The organism is Bradyrhizobium sp. P5_C11_2 (genome assembly GCF_054049755.1).
Genome location: NZ_JBFULT010000028.1, coordinates 1 through 14,622, shown reverse-complemented (window position 1 = coordinate 14,622; position 14,622 = coordinate 1). Strand labels below are relative to the sequence as shown.

The window sequence follows — 14,622 nt, the reverse complement described above, 5'->3', positions numbered from 1 at the left end:
GTCAGCGCATTGCATGCTCAAATAATATGCGGCGTGGAGGCGCCGCATATGATGCGTTGCGATAACAGGGGTGCGGTCCGCCGTTCTACATCGTCCGCTGCGGCGCGGTTTGCAGCAATTGCCGGATCTGCTCGCTGTAGAATTTTGCGTTTCCGGTGGTGCCGTGGCCGCGTGTCTCGGTGCTCGCCTGGATCAGGTACAGGCGGCCGTTCTTGACCCGCTTCATCGCAGCGTCCGTGATGCCGGTCTCGGGCGGGTTGCGTTCGTCGTCGGCGGAATTGATCAGCAGCAGCGACGCCTCGATTCCCTCCAGCCTGTCGGCGGCATTGTAGTCGTGCGAGGCCTCCCACTGGTAGATGAAGTCGTTGGCATCCGCCGTGACCGGTGTCGCCAGCCGCTCGTCGACGATCTTGTCGGCCTTGGCGGCTGTCGGCGCCTGCGACTGATAAGCCAGCGTTCCACCGATGCTCGCGATGCCATAGGCGGTGATGGCGTATTTCATCATGCGCGGCTGGCTCGTGTAGTTGCCGCCATTGTAGTCGGGATCGTCGCGGATGGTGTCGAGCATGATCCGCCGCAGCATCCAGTTGCGCGAGGCCATCTCGGTCGGCTGCGAGGCCATCGGGATCAGCGCGTCCATTGCCTTCGGATATTTCTCGCCCCACAGCCAGGTGTGCATGCCGCCCATCGAATTGCCGATGACGAGTCGCAAATGCTTGACGCCGAGCCCTTCCGTCACCAGGCGGTACTGCGCCTCGACCATGTCGTCGTAATCGTATTTGGGAAAGCTCGTCTTCATCCCGTCGGAAGGTTTCGACGATTTGCCGTGGCCGATGCTGTCGGGGATGATGATGTAGTATTTGGCGGCGTCGAGCGGCTGGCCGGCGCCGAACAGCTCGCCCGCAAAGCTCGCGCTCAGCATGCTCGCGGCCGAGCCGCCCGATCCGTGCAGCACCAGCACGGGCTGGCCGCCCGGTTCGCCGATGGTGGTGTAATGCAGCCGCAGCTCCGGCATGACCTCGCCGGTGTGGAATTTGAAATCCTTGGCGATCCAGTCGCCTTGCATAGGTGTCGGATATTCGGCGGCCATCGCCGACGCCGAGATGGACAGCAGGATGGCCGACAGCGCCGCGCAAGAAGCTCTCATGTTTCTCTCCCCATGCGGCTCGTATTCGGCGGCCGCGTTGCGGCGGACCTTAGCAGAACCGTCGGGAAGGATGTAGGATTTAGGCCCCGCCGATCGTCTTTGAGGGAAACATCGGGAGCAGGTGCATGTGCCGCAACATCAAGACGCTGTTCAACTTCGAGCCGCCGGCGACGGAGGACGAGATCCATGCCAGTGCACTCCAATTCGTGCGAAAATTGTCCGGCTTCAACAAGCCGTCGCAGGCCAATCAGGAGGCTTTCGACCGCGCGGTGGTGGAGGTCTCGGACGCCGCGCGGCGCCTCCTGACTTCGCTGCACACCCATGTGCCGGCGCGCGACCGCGAGGTCGAGGCTGAAAAGGCCAAGGAGCGCTCGCGGCTGCGTTTCGGTTAGCGGTTCAGCGAAGCCGTTCCGTGATCTGGCTCACGGAAGGAGACATCTCGGTACGCGATGATGTTCGCCGGGGTTTTGACAACCCGGAGCACGACCATGAGCCGCCCCCTTCTTCCGCTGAAAGCAGGTGCCCTCGTCTTCACGCTGCTGTGGACGGCGTGGATGATGTGGTGGGGCGGCTCGTTCAGCAGCGCCAACGTCGTCATCCTGGCCTTGTGCGGAACGGCGGTCGGCTATCTCTGGTATCGCGCGATGCGCTGGCAGTTCGAGCGCATGGGCATGGTGCCGCGCAAGGATGATTCATCGCGAACGACTTGATCCGGGCGCGTGTCCCGGCCCGGCAGCGCAGCATTGCGTGCCGCGCTGCGTCCGGGGCAGGAGCACGCGGCTAATCCTTGTGGCCGTGCTTCTTCTTTTTCTTCTTCTTCCTGTGCTCGTCGCCTTCACTGTCGTCGCCCTCGTCATCGGCGATGGCATCGTCAGCCTCATGCACGGCTGCTTCGAGTGCCACGCGCTCTGCGGCTTCCTGCTCGCGCTGGCGGCGGCGTTCGTCCCAGGCGTCGAAGAGCTGCTCCAGCCACGGCAACACTTGTTCAATCGGCGGCAGTTGGCCGGCCGGACCCGGCTCGCCACGCGGGCCTTGCGGCCCCTGCGGTCCTGCGGGCCCCCGCGCACCGGCCTCGCCTGGCTTGCCCGGCAGGCCGGCCTTGCCCTGCGGCCCGGCCTTGCCCGCCACTCCAGGCTTGCCTTGCGGCCCCGGCTTGCCGCGTGCCCCGTCCGGCCCGCGCTTGCCCGGATGACCCTGCGGACCCGGTCGCCCTGGTTCGCCCTGCCGCCCGCGCGGACCCTGGGCTCCCTGCCGTCTCTGTTCGTCTGCCACGCCACTGCTCCCTCTGCGGAAGCAAGCTACTTAGCGGTGTTTGACGACAGCAGCAATTGCGAGCGCGCATCGCGCCCGGCTTGATCAACATCAATCGGCTGCAAGGCGCACCGTGTCATTGAATGGCGCACCGCCAGAATCTCGCGAGGAGCGACCGATGCGCGCAGCGTGGAAAATCTTCGCCTTGTTCGCGCTCGTCCTTGCGGCGGCACTCGGCCTCGCCCACCTGCTCGTGCCCGACATCGTGCCGGTCGCCTTTGCCGAAGAGCCGCAGGCGGCATGGGCCGTCATGACCGCCTTCTTCCTTCGCGCGATCGAGCTGATCGCGGCCGCGGTCGCGATCATCGCGCTTGCGGTTCTCGCCGGTGGGTACCTGCGGCACGCGCTGCGTCGCTGGTCCCGCAATGCATCGTCGCGCCGCGTGTCGCAAGCGGACTGATCGACCTTGCGCCGTCACGCACTAATCCTGATAGGCAGGCACGACGATGCCGGAGGCGGCGTAGATCCTGATCTTGTTGCGCAGCGTGCGCACCGACAGGCCGAGCACGCGTGCAGCGCGCGTTCGGTTACCGTCGCAGCGGGCGAGCGTCTGAAGCACGAGCTCGCGCTCGACCTCGTCGACAGTCGCGCCGATCAGAAGCGGAACGATCTGGTTTGGAGCAAGGAATTCTGCGCCCTGCGGCGCGGCGACATGAACAGTGGTCATCAATACACCTCCCGACCAACGCCCGCTTCCATGGTTGGAAGCGGATCGAGAACAAACGACCCCCAAGCCGTAGATCCACGGTGGTCGGGTTTGGTTAATGAACGGTTAATCGCCGGCGATCGCACCAATTGACCTTGGGATTGCCGCGAAGGCGCCGCGATTGGCACGAGATGCATAGTGATGCGGACACATCTCGCGCGCCAAAACAGGTGTCATGCCCCGCGAAAGCGGGGCATCCAGTACGCTGCGGCTTCTCCGTATCTCACGACCGCCTCTGGACGACCGGAGCGTCCGCTTTCGCGGACGATGACACTGAGCAAGTAGAGGGAGAGTCGCCGCTCACACCGTGCGATATCCGCCGTCCACCATCACGATCGTTCCCGTGACGTAGGCCGACAGATCCGAGGCGAGGAAGATCGCAGGCCCGACGATGTCCTCGGGCTTGCCGGTGCGCGCCAGCGGGGTGTGATCGACGAAGGCCTGCACCAGCGCCGGATTGCTGGCGCGCACACTGGCGTTGATATTGGTCTCGATGAAGCCCGGCCCGATCGCGTTGACGCGCACGCCTTCCTTGCCGAGCTCGGCCGCAAGCGCCTTGGTGAAACCGAGCACGCCGTGCTTCGAGGTCGTATACGCCGCTGAGCTTGGCGTGCGCAGATGCACGAAGGACTGGATCGAGCCGATATTGACGATGCGGCCTTTGCTCGCGCGGAGCGGCGCGAGAAACGCCTGCGTCATGTTGAAGACGCCGTTGAGATTGAGCGAGATGATGTCGTTCCAGTCCTTCGCCACCGTCTCCGTGTCAGCGGTGAAGGCGTTGCGGCGGGTGATGCCGGCATTGTTGACGAGGATCGAGACCTGCCCGACCTTGTCGGCGACCTGCTTGGCCAGCGCAAAACAGTCGTCGCGTCTGGTGACGTCGAGCGCAAAGCTCTCGGCCTTGCCGCCGGCCTTGCGGATCTCCCCGGCGGCTTCCGCCACCGTGTCGGCGTTGACGTCGAGCAGCACCACTTGCGCGCCCTCGCGCGCGTAGCCGGCCGCAATCGCCCGGCCGATGCCGGAACCCGCGCCCGTGACGACAGCGATGTGGTCTGCGAGCAAAGCCATGACATTTCCTCCCGGATTCGTTTCTAAATTTCATGAAAGGCTAACTCGAAATTAAGGGGGCGGAAACGGCCGCCTTGGCATACTGATCCTGATTGCTAAACGTTGCGCGCATGATGGAACGGCTTGAATCCTGGAAACTGGCGCTCGAGCGCCTGCGGTCGTCCGCCGACTGGCCCGAGGCCGGCCGGCTCGTGGCCGAGATCGTGCGGATGAGCACCGATGCCACGCTGCGGCAGGCGGCCGATCAGGCGCTTCCCGTGCTGCGCCAGGCCGCCGACAACGACGATCACAACGTCACGCTGGCAGCCCAGCGCCGCCTCGGTGTGATCCTCGAGGTCATCCATGATCTGACCGCGCCGCGCTTCGGCCGCCGCAACGCCATGCCGAAGAAGCTTTCCAGCGAGGATCGCGCGCGCAGGATGCTTGGCCTGCCGCTCGCCGTGCAGCTCACCTGCGACGATATCCAGCAGGCCTATCGCCGCGCCGCCAAGGGCAAGCATCCCGACCAGGGCGGCAGCGCGCAGGCCTTCATCGACCTCGCCGCCGCGCGCGACATCCTGATCCACCCCGGCGCGCACAAGGACGCGTGAGGCTGAGCCACAGAGATCTCGTAGGGTGGGCAAAGGCGCACTGCGCCGTGCCCACCATGTCGCCGGATATCGCGATGGAAGTGGTGGGCACGCTTTCGCTTTGCCCACCCTACCTAGTCTGAGCCGAAGGCTACCTCAGCTCCTGTTCACGCAGCTCGGATAGGGCGCGGCTTCGCCGGGGACGATCGGGCAGAGGTCGATCGGGCTGAGCTCGCGCAGGCGCGCCTGCCAGCGCTCGTCGCCAACCGGCGGCATGTCGCTCTCCACGCCGCGCTCGGCCCATTGGATGGTGTAGTAGTCGGTCGTGCCCTTGAGCGTGATCAGCAGCGCGGTCTCGCTGTGCCGGGTCGGTCCGCTGTCGACCTGGCCGCAGCCTATCACGGCAACGAAGCCTTCGAAGCGGCCGAACGTCATGGCACCGAGCGACCTGGCGGCAAAGCTGTCGGGACAGGCCGATTGGAAGCCGCCCGCGATTGAGCCCGCGAACGTCTCCGGCGATGCACCGGGCGCCAGCGTCATGCCCTTCTCGCCGGTCACGGTGATCATCTGCGTCCAGCGCTCGGTCGTCTCGCCCTTCAGCACGGCTTCGCGGATGTAGTGGCCGCCCTTGGTGTTCTCGAACACCACGGCGAAGTTCGACGGCATCGCGAAGGAGACGAGCTGGCCGAAAATCGGCGAGATCACGCGGAACGATTGCGGCGCCTGCCCGCGGCCTACGGAGACGAGCGCGAGCGACACAGTGAAGATGGCGACTGTCGTGGTGAGCGTGCGCATCGATTGATCCCGCAGGGACTGGATGGAAACGCGAGCGGGCAAGGACGCTAGCATCGCATCCTTGCCCGACCCTTGTCGTCCGCCGATCGAAATCCTACCAGGTGCAGTGGCCGCCCTTCAACGCTTGGTCCTTCAGCACGAGCGCATCGAGAAAGGTCGGAACGGTCGCGCTGACGCGGGCGTAGTCGGAGGGCCACGGCGTGGTCGGAATGCTCTCGTCCCAGACCTGGCAGAAGCCGGTGTCCTGCCAGCGGATCAGGTGATAGCCGGCTTCGGCCGGGCTCGCGGCGACGAAGGCGGTGACGGCGAGACCCACGACAGCGCACAGCACGGAAATACGACGCATGATCAGCTCCTCAAATGAAAGATGTGATGCGCCTCCCGACAATGATGGGGAGGGGTGGTGCGGGACGCTTGGGGTGCGCCCCGGACAAGATGTGAGTAGGCCGCAGGCGGCGACAGGTTCAAAGCCGGCTTGGAGGAAATGCCCGAAATCCGGCCGAAAAATACGGCTGCCCCGCAAAAAATGAGGGCGGGCTGCTCGCGCAACCCGCCCTCGAATTCGATCTGCCGTGAACCGGCTCAGAGCGTGCAGCGGCGATCCGCGCGCAGCTTGATCTGGAGATCCGACGCCGCGGTGAAGGTGGGCTGCGGCTTGCTGACGACCTTGTAGGTCGAAACGCCCCACTGGAACGGCTTGTACTTCAGGTCCTCGTTCCAGACCTGGCAGATGCCGGTGTTGTCCCAGCGGATCACGTAATAGCTGGGCGCCGCGGACGCGGGCACGGCGAACACGGAGGTGGCGATGCCGGCAACGGCACAGAGGGCGAGAACGCGACGCATGAATATCTCCTGTGGGGGAAGGGTGACCCGAAAATTCGTGCGGTAAAAGCAGGTCCTTTGCAAGCCGAGGAGCGGCCGTTTCACGGATATGTCAGAGTGGGGCGGGCACTTGGTTTGGCCGCGTGCCCGGCAAGTCACACGCGCAAGCAGTGGCTCACTTCGCCAGCGAGGCCACCGCCTCGATCTCGATCAGCATCTTCGGGTCGGGCAGCGCCTGCACCACGCAGGTGGTGCGTGCGGGATAGGGCGGCGGGCCGAACGCGCCGGCATAGAGCGCATTCATCGCGGCGACGTCGGCGGCGCGGGTCAGGAGCACATTGACCTTGACGAGGTCGCGCATCGTGGCGCCGGCTTCGTCCAGCACGCGCCTGATGTTGACGACGACATTGGCGAACTGGGCCTCGAACCCGTCGGGCAGCGCGCCCTTGGCATCGAAGCCGGGAATACCGGAGATGAACAGGAGGTCGCCGACCCGCGCGGCAAAGGAGAGCGGCGGCGCCTTGACATGCGGCGGGGGCGCAAAATGCTGGATCGGCATGGGGTCCACCTCGGACGAAGGGCTGAGGCGCATGAGCGTAGCGACATGCGAGGGACTTGCAATCGGCATTCGGAGAGGGGGGGTGGAAACAAAAATGCGAAAACAACCCCATGCACAGTAGGCATCGAGCAGAAATCATTGATCTTTCTTTGAATTCGGGAAAAGCAAAACAATCCTTTGCTCCGTCGGGCAAAACAGGGGCAGAATGGCATGGTGGTGGTTGAGCGTCCTGTCGCGCCAAACTCCGCCGTCATGCCCCGGCTTGACCGGGCATCCAGTACGCCGCGGCTTCTCGGTTCAACCACCGCCGTCTCTGGAATACTGGATCGCCCGGTCAAGCCGGGCGATGACAGTTGAGTGTGTTGCTACAGACCACGACTCCCGCCCATCCCATCATGTTGCCGCCGCGATCGATCGGGTAGATTGCCTCGTCTGATTCGATTCCACCCTTGAAAAATAGCCCCCGGAGACGCCCCATGAAGATCGCATCCACCTTGCGCGCCGCGCTGGTCGCCATCGCCGCCCTTGCCGGCCTCTCGACCGCGGCGCAGGCCGACGGCGGCACGGTGACGCTGACGATCTACAAGGCGGGCTGGATCATCGGCGGTTCCGGCGGCTCGGGCGTGCTGAACTTCCGCGGCCGCTCCTATTCGCTCTCGACCGGCGGGCTCGATTACGGCCTCGTCTTCGGCGGTTCCAAGACCGTGCTGCGCGGCCGCGTCTCCAACATCAACCGTCCCTCGGACGTGGCCGGCGTCTACGGCGCCGCCGGTGCTGGCCTCGCGGTCGGCCGCGGCGCCCGTGCCATCGTGCTGACCAACCAGAAGGGCGCGGTGCTGGAGCTGACGGGCACGCAGGTCGGCCTGATGGCGAATGCGGATCTCAGCGGGCTCGCGATCACGATGCGGTAGCGCTGCGTAGGGTGGGTTAGCGCAGCGGCTGCGCGAAGCGCAGTCCGTTGGGCGTAACCCACCTTCTTGGTGTCCGCGGTGACAGAAGTGGTGGGTTACGCTGCGCTAACCCACCCTACGATCCACTCACCGCCGCATGAATCCGCTCGCAATGCGCGACGAGATTCTTCTGCGCATCGACGAAGACCTTCAGCGGCGTCGGGATCGGAAAGAAGAAAATGTTGGCGATGAAGCCGTAGATGCCGGCATCACAGCTGGTCGGCGCCGCGCCGTGGACAAAGCCCGTTGCGGGCACGATCTCGGCCAGCACCTGCAAATCGGCGAGGCCCCGCGCATAGGCTTGATCGGGCGCGTAGCGGCCGATGCCCTGGAAATGATAGCGCTGCGAATTGTAGGCCTTCGCTTGCTCGAACCCGGCCGCGTCGATCTGCGGATGCTGCGCAATGAACGCGTCGCGGAACGCCGGGTAGAAGCGCTCGTCCTTCCAGCGCGAATAGGACATCACCCAGTAGAGATCGTCGAGCATGCGCGTGACGAGGAGATTGGTTCGGCGCTGCTCCGCTGATAACGCCGCATCGATGGTCAGGCGGTATTTTGCGATCGCATGCGCGATGATCGTCTCGCTGTCGCCGATGGTCTCGCCGTCGTCGACGACATAGGGCAGCTGGCCGCGCGGCGCGGCGGAGGCATCGAAGATGTGCTCATGGACGAACGGCACGCCCGCGAGCTTCAGGAAAGCGTAGACCTTGAGGCCGTAGCCGTTGTTGTCGGCGACGCCGAACAGCTTTGGGTAGGAGTAGAGCGTCAGCATGGGCGGGCTCCTCCGTGTTGCGGAGGCCAGCATGCAGGGGCGCTGGGGCGGACGCAATGGGGACGGTGCGTAGGGTGGGTTAGCCGTTCACAAACGCAGTCCGTCAACACGTGACGGCGCAAGGCGTAACCCACCACGCCACGGCGGCAGTCGATGTTGTGAGAGAGAAGCGGTGGGTTACGCCGCGCGGACTGCGCTTCGCGCAGCCGCGGGGCTAACCCACCCTACGAACGTGATGCGGCGGTGAACACCGCCAATTGCGCCTCGAACGCGCGCCTGAACGCCGGCCGCGCTTCGCCGCGGGCGACATAGGCGGCGATATCAGGATATTCGTTCAACAGGCCCGATGCGTTCAACCGGCGCAGCACCGTCACCATCATGAGGTCGCCGGCGCTGAACGCGCCGTCGAGCCACTCGGCACCGCCCAGCCGACGGGACAATTCGCCGAGCCTGATACGGACGCGATCCTGCAGCATAGGCAGGCGCGCCGCGTACCAGCTCTTGTCGCGCTCGAACAGCATGGCCATTCCGAGCTCGACGATCGGGGGCTCCAGCGTGTTGAGCGCGGCAAACATCCATGTGATCGCGCGGCACCTCGCATTCGCCTCGTCAGGCAGCAGCCCGGCATGGCGCTCCGCGATGTGGAGCACGATCGCGCCGGACTCGAACAAGGCGAGGTCGCCGTCCTCATAGGTCGGAATCTGCCCGAACGGATGCAGCGCAAGATGCGCGGGCTGCTTCATCGCGCCGAACGACACCAGGCGGACGTCGTAAGGCTGGCCCACCTCCTCGAGCGCCCAGCGCACCCGCATGTCGCGCGCCTGTCCCCTGCCGCGGTCAGGCGAGTTTTCGAAGGCTGTGATGGTGGGGATCATCGGGAGGCTCCGGGTGGTGCGTGGTGCCGGCGCGACGGGCATCCGGTTTTCGCGCTTTGTACCCGGAGGACGAACCACCGGCAGAGATTCCGACAAGCTCTCGCGTTTTTCTGGGCGCTGGGTAGAGCGCACCGTGCTGCCAAACCCCCGCTGTCGTCCCGGCGAAGGCCGGGACCCATAACCCCAGGGAGTGGTTTGGCGAAGACTGGTGGTCCGGTACGACTTTCATCGCCACCGACAGACCTCGCGGTATGGGTCCCGGCCTACGCCGGGACGACAACTGAGTGCGGGGCCCCCTACGAACCGATCCACTTCGCAAGCTCGCGCCACGGCTCCAACGTCCAATGCCCGGACGCCGCGCCAGACGGCGAGGGGAGCACGAATATCTCCGGCAGGCTTCCATCCCGCGGCTGCCGCCCCAGCGCAATCACGCTCGACGGCCTGCCGTAAAACAAGCTCGCAGCCTTCTTGCTCGTGAACGCAATAGTCCGCGGCCGATACTTCTCGATCTTGGCCCTGAACCCCGGCACGTCGATCGTCTCAGCCGCGATCTGGTGATCCATCCCGGCACCGGACTTCGAGAGATCGGTGAAGCCGATCCCGAGATCGAGCAGCGCGGCAAACTCGCCCGGCTGATAGCGCCGCGGCGTGATCCCGGCCTCATGGATCGCGCGCCAGAAGCGATTGCCGGGATGGGCGTAGTAGTGCCCGACCTCGGCCGAGCGCGTAGAGGCGGCGGTGCCGACGAAGACCAGGCGGAGGTCGGGGCGGAGCTGGTCGGGGAGGCGGTGGAGGGAGGTGTCGGGCAAGTCAATTATCCGCGGCTGTAGCCCGCATGAGCGGAGCGATATGCGGGACGACAAAGACCCCGGATGTCGCTACGCTCATCCGGGCTACGCTTGCTGTTGTAGGGTGAGCCAAGGTGACTAAGAACTGCCCATCAGGTTCGTCGGGGTGAAGATGCAAGACCAGTTCGAGTGGCCCGAGCCCGAGCACGAAGCCGACAAGGTCATTTTGCGTAACGTCCGCAACCATGGCTGCCATATCGTAGGAATACCCGATGCCAATCCGCCGTTTGCATTTTCAATCGGCCTGTTTCTGAACTATGGCCACCCCGAACTCGTCATCTTCGGCCAAAGCGGCGAAAACGCGCAAGCCATCATCAACCTTATCCGCGATCGCGTCGCGGCAGGGCATAAATTCGTCGATGGCGATATCTCCGACGAGATGCTGGAGAACGGCTACAAGCTCGGCTTCTGGCAGGTGCCATTCGGGGTCTACCCTGAGTATCTCGGCACAGCGATCTGGTTCTACCGGAAATCGCGGCGCGCATTCCCCTGCCTCCAGGTCATCTGGCAGGACGTCAATCGGCGTTTCCCCTGGGAAGCGGAATGCTCGTCCGCTGTCAAAGAGGATCAGCCGTTGTTGAAGAAGACGGTTTCTTGAAGCGAAGTTTCGCAAAAAAAAGCCGGGCTATCTGCCCGGCCTTTCATTTTCGGATGGATGCCCGGGTCAAGCCCGGGCATGACGAGGCGGGTGCCCTCACAACACCCGGTTACTCTCCTTCACCTTCTCCGCATCCAGATAAACGCTCGACCCCATCTCCTTGAACTTCGCGCTCATCTGCTTCATGCCGTCCTCGGCGGTGCCGCTCAGCGACATGCCGATCGAGTTCGGGTCGTTCAGCGTCGCCGCATAGTCCCGCACGTCCTGCGTGATCTTCATCGAGCAGAATTTCGGGCCGCACATCGAGCAGAAATGCGCGACCTTGTGGGCTTCCTTCGGCAGGGTTTCGTCGTGGAAGTTCTTGGCGGTGTCGGGGTCGAGGCCGAGGTTGAACTGGTCGCTCCAGCGGAAGTCGAAACGGGCGCGGGAGAGCGCGTCGTCGCGGAGCTGGGCGGCCGGGTGGCCCTTGGCGAGATCGCTGGCGTGGGCGGCGATCTTGTAGGTGATGACGCCGACCTTGACGTCGTTGCGGTCGGGCAGGCCGAGATGCTCCTTCGGCGTGACGTAGCAGAGCATGGCGCAGCCGAACCAACCGATCATGGCCGCGCCAATGCCTGACGTGATGTGGTCGTAGCCGGGCGCGATGTCGGTGGTCAGGGGCCCGAGCGTGTAGAACGGCGCTTCGCCGCACTCCTTGAGCTGCTTGTCCATGTTGATCTTGATCTTGTGCATCGGCACGTGGCCGGGGCCTTCGATCATGACCTGGCAACCCTTGTCCCACGCGATTTTTGTGAGCTCGCCGAGCGTCTCCAGCTCTGCGAACTGCGCGCGGTCGTTGGCGTCGGCGATCGATCCCGGGCGCAGGCCGTCGCCGAGCGAGAACGAGACGTCATACTTGCGCATGAGGTCGCAGATCTCGTCGAAATGGGTGTAAAGAAAACTCTCCTTGTGATGCGCCAGGCACCACTTCGCCATGATCGAGCCGCCGCGCGAGACGATGCCGGTGACGCGGTTGGCGGTGAGGTGGATGTATTGCAGGCGCACACCGGCGTGGATGGTGAAATAGTCGACGCCCTGCTCGCACTGCTCGATCAGCGTGTCCTTGTAGAGCTCCCAGGTCAGCTGCACCGGATCGCCGTTGCACTTCTCCAGCGCCTGGTAGATCGGCACGGTGCCGATCGGCACCGGCGCGTTGCGCAAAATCCATTCGCGGGTGGTGTGGATGTTGCGGCCCGTCGAGAGGTCCATCACGGTGTCGGCGCCCCAGCGGATCGCCCACACCATCTTCTCGACCTCTTCCTCGACCGACGAGGTCACCGCCGAGTTGCCGATATTGGCGTTGATCTTGGTGAGGAAGTTGCGGCCGATGATCATCGGCTCCAACTCTGAGTGGTTGATGTTGCAGGGAATGATGGCGCGGCCGCGCGCGATCTCAGCTCGGACGAACTCCGGGGTGATGAAGGCGGGCACGGAGGCGCCAAAACTCTCGCCGTCGGCAAGGGCTGCCTCCGCGCGCTCAAGCTGCTCCTTGCGGCCGAGATTCTCGCGCGCGGCGACGTAGATCATCTCCTTGGTGATGATGCCGGCCCGGGCGAATTCGAGCTGGGTGATCTTGTGGCCGTCGAGGCCGCGCAGCGGCTGGTGATAGGCCGAGAAGGCGCGCGCGGCCTTGTCGGCGGAGACGCTGCCATTGTCTTCCGGCTTGATCTGGCGGCCTTCATATTGCTCGACGCCGCCGCGCTCCAGCACCCAGGCCTTGCGGTTGCGCGGCAGGCCGGCGTTGACGTCGATGGTGACGCTGGGATCGGTGTAGGGGCCGGAGGTGTCGTAGACCGGCAGGTTCGGCTCGCCGGCACCTTCGGAGAGGATGATCTCGCGCAAGGGCACGCGCAGGTCGGGCGCGGCATCGGGCGATGCGAAGATCTTTCGCGAGGACGGCAGCGGGCCGGTGGTGACGGCGGGGACGGTCTTGTCGGGGTTGGAGCGGATGTTCATGGGATCCTCCGGTTAATTCTGGTGTGCGTGCGTTTGAGCGACGGCGGTGAAATCTTGCTCCGTCATTGCGAGGAGCCCTTGCGACGAAGCAATCCAGACTGTCTCTGCGGAGAGACTCTGGATTGCTTCGCTGCGCTCGCAATGACGAGTGGAGAGAGGGCGCATCACGCCGCCTCCGCGGACAGGCCGAGCCATTGCCGCACCCGCGCATCCGGGTCGGCATTCTGCGTGACGTCGCTGACGACGGCGATGGAATCCGCGCCGGCGGCAAAGATCTCCGCGGCGTGCTCGAACTTGATGCCGCCGATCGCGACCAGCGGGATGGAGCCGATGCGCTTCTTCCATTCCGTGATCTTTGCAATGCCCTGCGGCTCGAAGCGCATCGACTTCAGCGTGGTGAAGAAGATCGGGCCGAGCGCGACGTAGTCGGGCTTGGCGGCGAGCGCGGTCGCGAGCTCGGCGTCGTCATGGGTGGAGACGCCAAGCGACAGGCCGGCCTCGCGGATGGATTTCAGGTCGGCGTCGGCCAGATCCTCCTGGCCGAGATGCAGATATCTTGCGCCGGCGACGATCGCCGCGCGCCAATAGTCGTTGACGACCAGCTTGGCCTGCGTGCCGTTCGTGATCGCCAGCGCGTCGGTGACGATCTGCAAGGCCTGCGCGTCGTCGAGATCCTTCGCGCGCAATTGAATCGTGCCGACGCCGAGCTTGGTCAGGCGTTCGACCCAATTGAGGCTGTCGACGACGGGATAGAAGCGATCAGGATACGGCATGCCAGAACGGTGTCCCAACGACAGGGGTGGAGGGGGAGGCGAAATCGCGGGCGTTCATCAGCCCGGCTTCGTAAGCGGTGCGGCCGGCATCACAGCCGAGGCGGAAGGCGCTTGCCATCGCGACGGGATCGGCGGCTTTGGCGATCGCGGTGTTGAGCAGCACGGCGTCATAGCCGAGCTCGAGCGCTGCGGCCGCATGGCTCGGCGCGCCGATGCCGGCGTCGACCACCAGCGTGATGTCCGGCAGCCGCTCGCGCAACAGTTTTAGCGCGTCGCGGTTGGTGATGCCTTTGGCGCTGCCGATGGGCGCGGCCCACGGCATCACCACCTTGCAGCCGGCATCGACCAGGCGGTTGGCGACCGAGAGATCCTCGGTGCAATAGGGGAACACCTCAAAACCGTCCTTGATCAGGATGGTGGCGGCCTCGACCAGGCCGACCACGTCGGGCTGCAGCGTGTCGTTGTCGGCGATCACTTCCAGCTTGATCCAGGACGTGCCGAACAATTCGCGCGCGAGCTTTGCGGTCGTCACCGCCTCGCGCACGCTGCGGCAGCCGGCGGTGTTCGGCAGCACGGTGACGTCGAGCTCGCGGATCAGATTCCAGAACGCGTCCCCAGTCTTGCCGCCGGCGGCCTCGCGCCGCAGCGAGACCGTGACGATGTTCGAGCCRGAGGCGCGGATCGCCGCCTGCATGATTGCGGGCGAGGGATAGAGCGCGCTGCCGATCAGCAGGCGGGAGGCGAAGGTCTTGCCGTAGAAGGTCACCATGGCGAGGGTGTCTCCTCAGAGATAGCCGTCGTCCCGGCGAAGGCCGGGACCCATACCGCGTGATG

General features: G+C 64.9%; 20 protein-coding genes. 6 read left to right on the top strand and 14 right to left on the bottom strand.

The features are described 5' to 3' along the window. Positions 1–85: 85 nt before the first annotated feature. Positions 86–1,147, bottom strand: coding sequence for an alpha/beta fold hydrolase (locus ACXJL8_RS05245; protein WP_456617882.1), 1,062 nt, complete (start codon positions 1,145–1,147; stop codon positions 86–88). Between the two features lie 125 nt (positions 1,148–1,272). Here ACXJL8_RS05245 and ACXJL8_RS05240 point away from each other — a divergent pair, with 125 nt between their 5' ends. Both ACXJL8_RS05240 and ACXJL8_RS05235 read left to right on the top strand, forming a co-directional pair. Continuing rightward, positions 1,273–1,539, top strand: coding sequence for a DUF2277 domain-containing protein (locus ACXJL8_RS05240; protein ID WP_456617881.1), 267 nt, complete (start codon positions 1,273–1,275; stop codon positions 1,537–1,539). A 96-nt stretch (positions 1,540–1,635) separates the two neighbouring features. Further along, positions 1,636–1,857, top strand: coding sequence for a hypothetical protein (locus ACXJL8_RS05235; RefSeq protein ID WP_456617880.1), 222 nt, complete (start codon positions 1,636–1,638; stop codon positions 1,855–1,857). A gap of 70 nt (positions 1,858–1,927) precedes the next feature. On the opposite strand, the gene ACXJL8_RS05230 is transcribed toward ACXJL8_RS05235, so the two are convergent. Continuing rightward, positions 1,928–2,419, bottom strand: a complete 492-nt coding sequence (locus ACXJL8_RS05230; RefSeq protein ID WP_456617879.1) for a collagen-like protein — start codon at positions 2,417–2,419, stop codon at positions 1,928–1,930. A gap of 157 nt (positions 2,420–2,576) precedes the next feature. Between ACXJL8_RS05230 and ACXJL8_RS05225 the strand changes: the two genes are divergently transcribed. Next, positions 2,577–2,858 carry a hypothetical protein gene (locus ACXJL8_RS05225; RefSeq protein WP_456617878.1) on the top strand — a complete coding sequence of 94 codons (282 nt, stop codon included), beginning with the start codon at positions 2,577–2,579 and terminating at the stop codon, positions 2,856–2,858. A 21-nt stretch (positions 2,859–2,879) separates the two neighbouring features. On the opposite strand, the gene ACXJL8_RS05220 is transcribed toward ACXJL8_RS05225, so the two are convergent. Both ACXJL8_RS05220 and ACXJL8_RS05215 read right to left on the bottom strand, forming a co-directional pair. Continuing rightward, positions 2,880–3,125, bottom strand: a complete 246-nt coding sequence (locus tag ACXJL8_RS05220; RefSeq protein ID WP_456617877.1) for a helix-turn-helix domain-containing protein — start codon at positions 3,123–3,125, stop codon at positions 2,880–2,882. 339 nt (positions 3,126–3,464) lie between these two features. Next, on the bottom strand, positions 3,465–4,232 hold the full coding sequence (locus ACXJL8_RS05215) for an SDR family NAD(P)-dependent oxidoreductase (RefSeq protein ID WP_456617876.1): 768 nt from the start codon (positions 4,230–4,232) through the stop codon (positions 3,465–3,467). 110 nt (positions 4,233–4,342) lie between these two features. On the opposite strand from ACXJL8_RS05215, the gene ACXJL8_RS05210 reads away from it, so the two are divergent. Then, positions 4,343–4,822: a J domain-containing protein gene (locus ACXJL8_RS05210; protein ID WP_456617875.1), complete on the top strand. Its 480-nt coding sequence runs from the start codon at positions 4,343–4,345 to the stop codon at positions 4,820–4,822. A gap of 135 nt (positions 4,823–4,957) precedes the next feature. On the opposite strand, the gene ACXJL8_RS05205 is transcribed toward ACXJL8_RS05210, so the two are convergent. The 4 genes from ACXJL8_RS05205 to ACXJL8_RS05190 all read right to left on the bottom strand — a co-directional run bounded on the left by ACXJL8_RS05205 (position 4,958) and on the right by ACXJL8_RS05190 (position 6,977). Continuing rightward, positions 4,958–5,596, bottom strand: a complete 639-nt coding sequence (locus ACXJL8_RS05205; RefSeq protein WP_456617874.1) for a hypothetical protein — start codon at positions 5,594–5,596, stop codon at positions 4,958–4,960. 94 nt (positions 5,597–5,690) lie between these two features. Beyond that, entirely contained in the window at positions 5,691–5,942 is a 252-nt protein-coding gene (locus tag ACXJL8_RS05200) for a hypothetical protein (RefSeq protein ID WP_456617873.1), read from the bottom strand. A 236-nt stretch (positions 5,943–6,178) separates the two neighbouring features. Further along, a complete protein-coding gene (locus tag ACXJL8_RS05195) occupies positions 6,179–6,439 on the bottom strand; it encodes a hypothetical protein (protein ID WP_456617872.1) in 261 nt (86 codons plus the stop codon). A 154-nt stretch (positions 6,440–6,593) separates the two neighbouring features. Continuing rightward, positions 6,594–6,977, bottom strand: coding sequence for a RidA family protein (locus ACXJL8_RS05190; protein ID WP_456617871.1), 384 nt, complete (start codon positions 6,975–6,977; stop codon positions 6,594–6,596). A gap of 476 nt (positions 6,978–7,453) precedes the next feature. On the opposite strand from ACXJL8_RS05190, the gene ACXJL8_RS05185 reads away from it, so the two are divergent. Beyond that, positions 7,454–7,888, top strand: coding sequence for a hypothetical protein (locus tag ACXJL8_RS05185; protein ID WP_456617870.1), 435 nt, complete (start codon positions 7,454–7,456; stop codon positions 7,886–7,888). A gap of 115 nt (positions 7,889–8,003) precedes the next feature. Here ACXJL8_RS05185 and ACXJL8_RS05180 read toward each other — a convergent pair whose 3' ends face one another. The 3 genes from ACXJL8_RS05180 to ACXJL8_RS05170 form a co-directional block, all read right to left on the bottom strand. Beyond that, a complete protein-coding gene (locus tag ACXJL8_RS05180; protein ID WP_456617869.1) occupies positions 8,004–8,699 on the bottom strand; it encodes a glutathione S-transferase family protein in 696 nt (231 codons plus the stop codon). A gap of 224 nt (positions 8,700–8,923) precedes the next feature. Continuing rightward, the gene (locus tag ACXJL8_RS05175) at positions 8,924–9,574 is read right to left on the bottom strand and encodes a glutathione S-transferase family protein (RefSeq protein ID WP_456617868.1); all 651 of its coding nucleotides are present in this window, start codon (positions 9,572–9,574) and stop codon (positions 8,924–8,926) included. Positions 9,575–9,870: 296 nt separating this feature from the next. Beyond that, positions 9,871–10,383 carry a mismatch-specific DNA-glycosylase gene (locus tag ACXJL8_RS05170; protein ID WP_456617867.1) on the bottom strand — a complete coding sequence of 171 codons (513 nt, stop codon included), beginning with the start codon at positions 10,381–10,383 and terminating at the stop codon, positions 9,871–9,873. Positions 10,384–10,534: 151 nt separating this feature from the next. Between ACXJL8_RS05170 and ACXJL8_RS05165 the strand changes: the two genes are divergently transcribed. Further along, a complete protein-coding gene (locus tag ACXJL8_RS05165; protein ID WP_456618092.1) occupies positions 10,535–11,020 on the top strand; it encodes a DUF4262 domain-containing protein in 486 nt (161 codons plus the stop codon). Positions 11,021–11,116: 96 nt separating this feature from the next. Here the strand turns inward: ACXJL8_RS05165 and thiC are convergent, their stop codons facing one another. The 3 genes from thiC to ACXJL8_RS05150 all read right to left on the bottom strand — a co-directional run bounded on the left by thiC (position 11,117) and on the right by ACXJL8_RS05150 (position 14,557). Next, positions 11,117–13,015 (bottom strand): phosphomethylpyrimidine synthase ThiC, encoded by a 1,899-nt coding sequence (gene thiC / locus ACXJL8_RS05160; protein ID WP_456617866.1) that lies wholly within the window; start codon positions 13,013–13,015, stop codon positions 11,117–11,119. 164 nt (positions 13,016–13,179) lie between these two features. After that, a complete protein-coding gene (locus ACXJL8_RS05155) occupies positions 13,180–13,788 on the bottom strand; it encodes a thiamine phosphate synthase (protein WP_456617865.1) in 609 nt (202 codons plus the stop codon). Further along, positions 13,775–14,557 (bottom strand): thiazole synthase, encoded by a 783-nt coding sequence (locus ACXJL8_RS05150; protein WP_456617864.1) that lies wholly within the window; start codon positions 14,555–14,557, stop codon positions 13,775–13,777. Before ACXJL8_RS05150 ends, ACXJL8_RS05155 begins: the two co-directional genes overlap by 14 nt. Positions 14,558–14,622: the final 65 nt, after the last annotated feature.

Coding starts and splice junctions, on each gene's coding strand:
- ACXJL8_RS05245 (WP_456617882.1), bottom strand. CDS start 1,147: ATGAGAGCTTCTTGCGCGGCGCTGTCGGCCATCCTGCTGTCCATCTCG.
- ACXJL8_RS05240 (WP_456617881.1), top strand. CDS start 1,273: ATGTGCCGCAACATCAAGACGCTGTTCAACTTCGAGCCGCCGGCGACG.
- ACXJL8_RS05235 (WP_456617880.1), top strand. CDS start 1,636: ATGAGCCGCCCCCTTCTTCCGCTGAAAGCAGGTGCCCTCGTCTTCACG.
- ACXJL8_RS05225 (WP_456617878.1), top strand. CDS start 2,577: ATGCGCGCAGCGTGGAAAATCTTCGCCTTGTTCGCGCTCGTCCTTGCG.
- ACXJL8_RS05220 (WP_456617877.1), bottom strand. CDS start 3,125: ATGACCACTGTTCATGTCGCCGCGCCGCAGGGCGCAGAATTCCTTGCT.
- ACXJL8_RS05215 (WP_456617876.1), bottom strand. CDS start 4,232: ATGGCTTTGCTCGCAGACCACATCGCTGTCGTCACGGGCGCGGGTTCC.
- ACXJL8_RS05210 (WP_456617875.1), top strand. CDS start 4,343: ATGATGGAACGGCTTGAATCCTGGAAACTGGCGCTCGAGCGCCTGCGG.
- ACXJL8_RS05205 (WP_456617874.1), bottom strand. CDS start 5,596: ATGCGCACGCTCACCACGACAGTCGCCATCTTCACTGTGTCGCTCGCG.
- ACXJL8_RS05200 (WP_456617873.1), bottom strand. CDS start 5,942: ATGCGTCGTATTTCCGTGCTGTGCGCTGTCGTGGGTCTCGCCGTCACC.
- ACXJL8_RS05195 (WP_456617872.1), bottom strand. CDS start 6,439: ATGCGTCGCGTTCTCGCCCTCTGTGCCGTTGCCGGCATCGCCACCTCC.
- ACXJL8_RS05190 (WP_456617871.1), bottom strand. CDS start 6,977: ATGCCGATCCAGCATTTTGCGCCCCCGCCGCATGTCAAGGCGCCGCCG.
- ACXJL8_RS05185 (WP_456617870.1), top strand. CDS start 7,454: ATGAAGATCGCATCCACCTTGCGCGCCGCGCTGGTCGCCATCGCCGCC.
- ACXJL8_RS05180 (WP_456617869.1), bottom strand. CDS start 8,699: ATGCTGACGCTCTACTCCTACCCAAAGCTGTTCGGCGTCGCCGACAAC.
- ACXJL8_RS05175 (WP_456617868.1), bottom strand. CDS start 9,574: ATGATCCCCACCATCACAGCCTTCGAAAACTCGCCTGACCGCGGCAGG.
- ACXJL8_RS05165 (WP_456618092.1), top strand. CDS start 10,535: ATGCAAGACCAGTTCGAGTGGCCCGAGCCCGAGCACGAAGCCGACAAG.
- thiC (WP_456617866.1), bottom strand. CDS start 13,015: ATGAACATCCGCTCCAACCCCGACAAGACCGTCCCCGCCGTCACCACC.
- ACXJL8_RS05155 (WP_456617865.1), bottom strand. CDS start 13,788: ATGCCGTATCCTGATCGCTTCTATCCCGTCGTCGACAGCCTCAATTGG.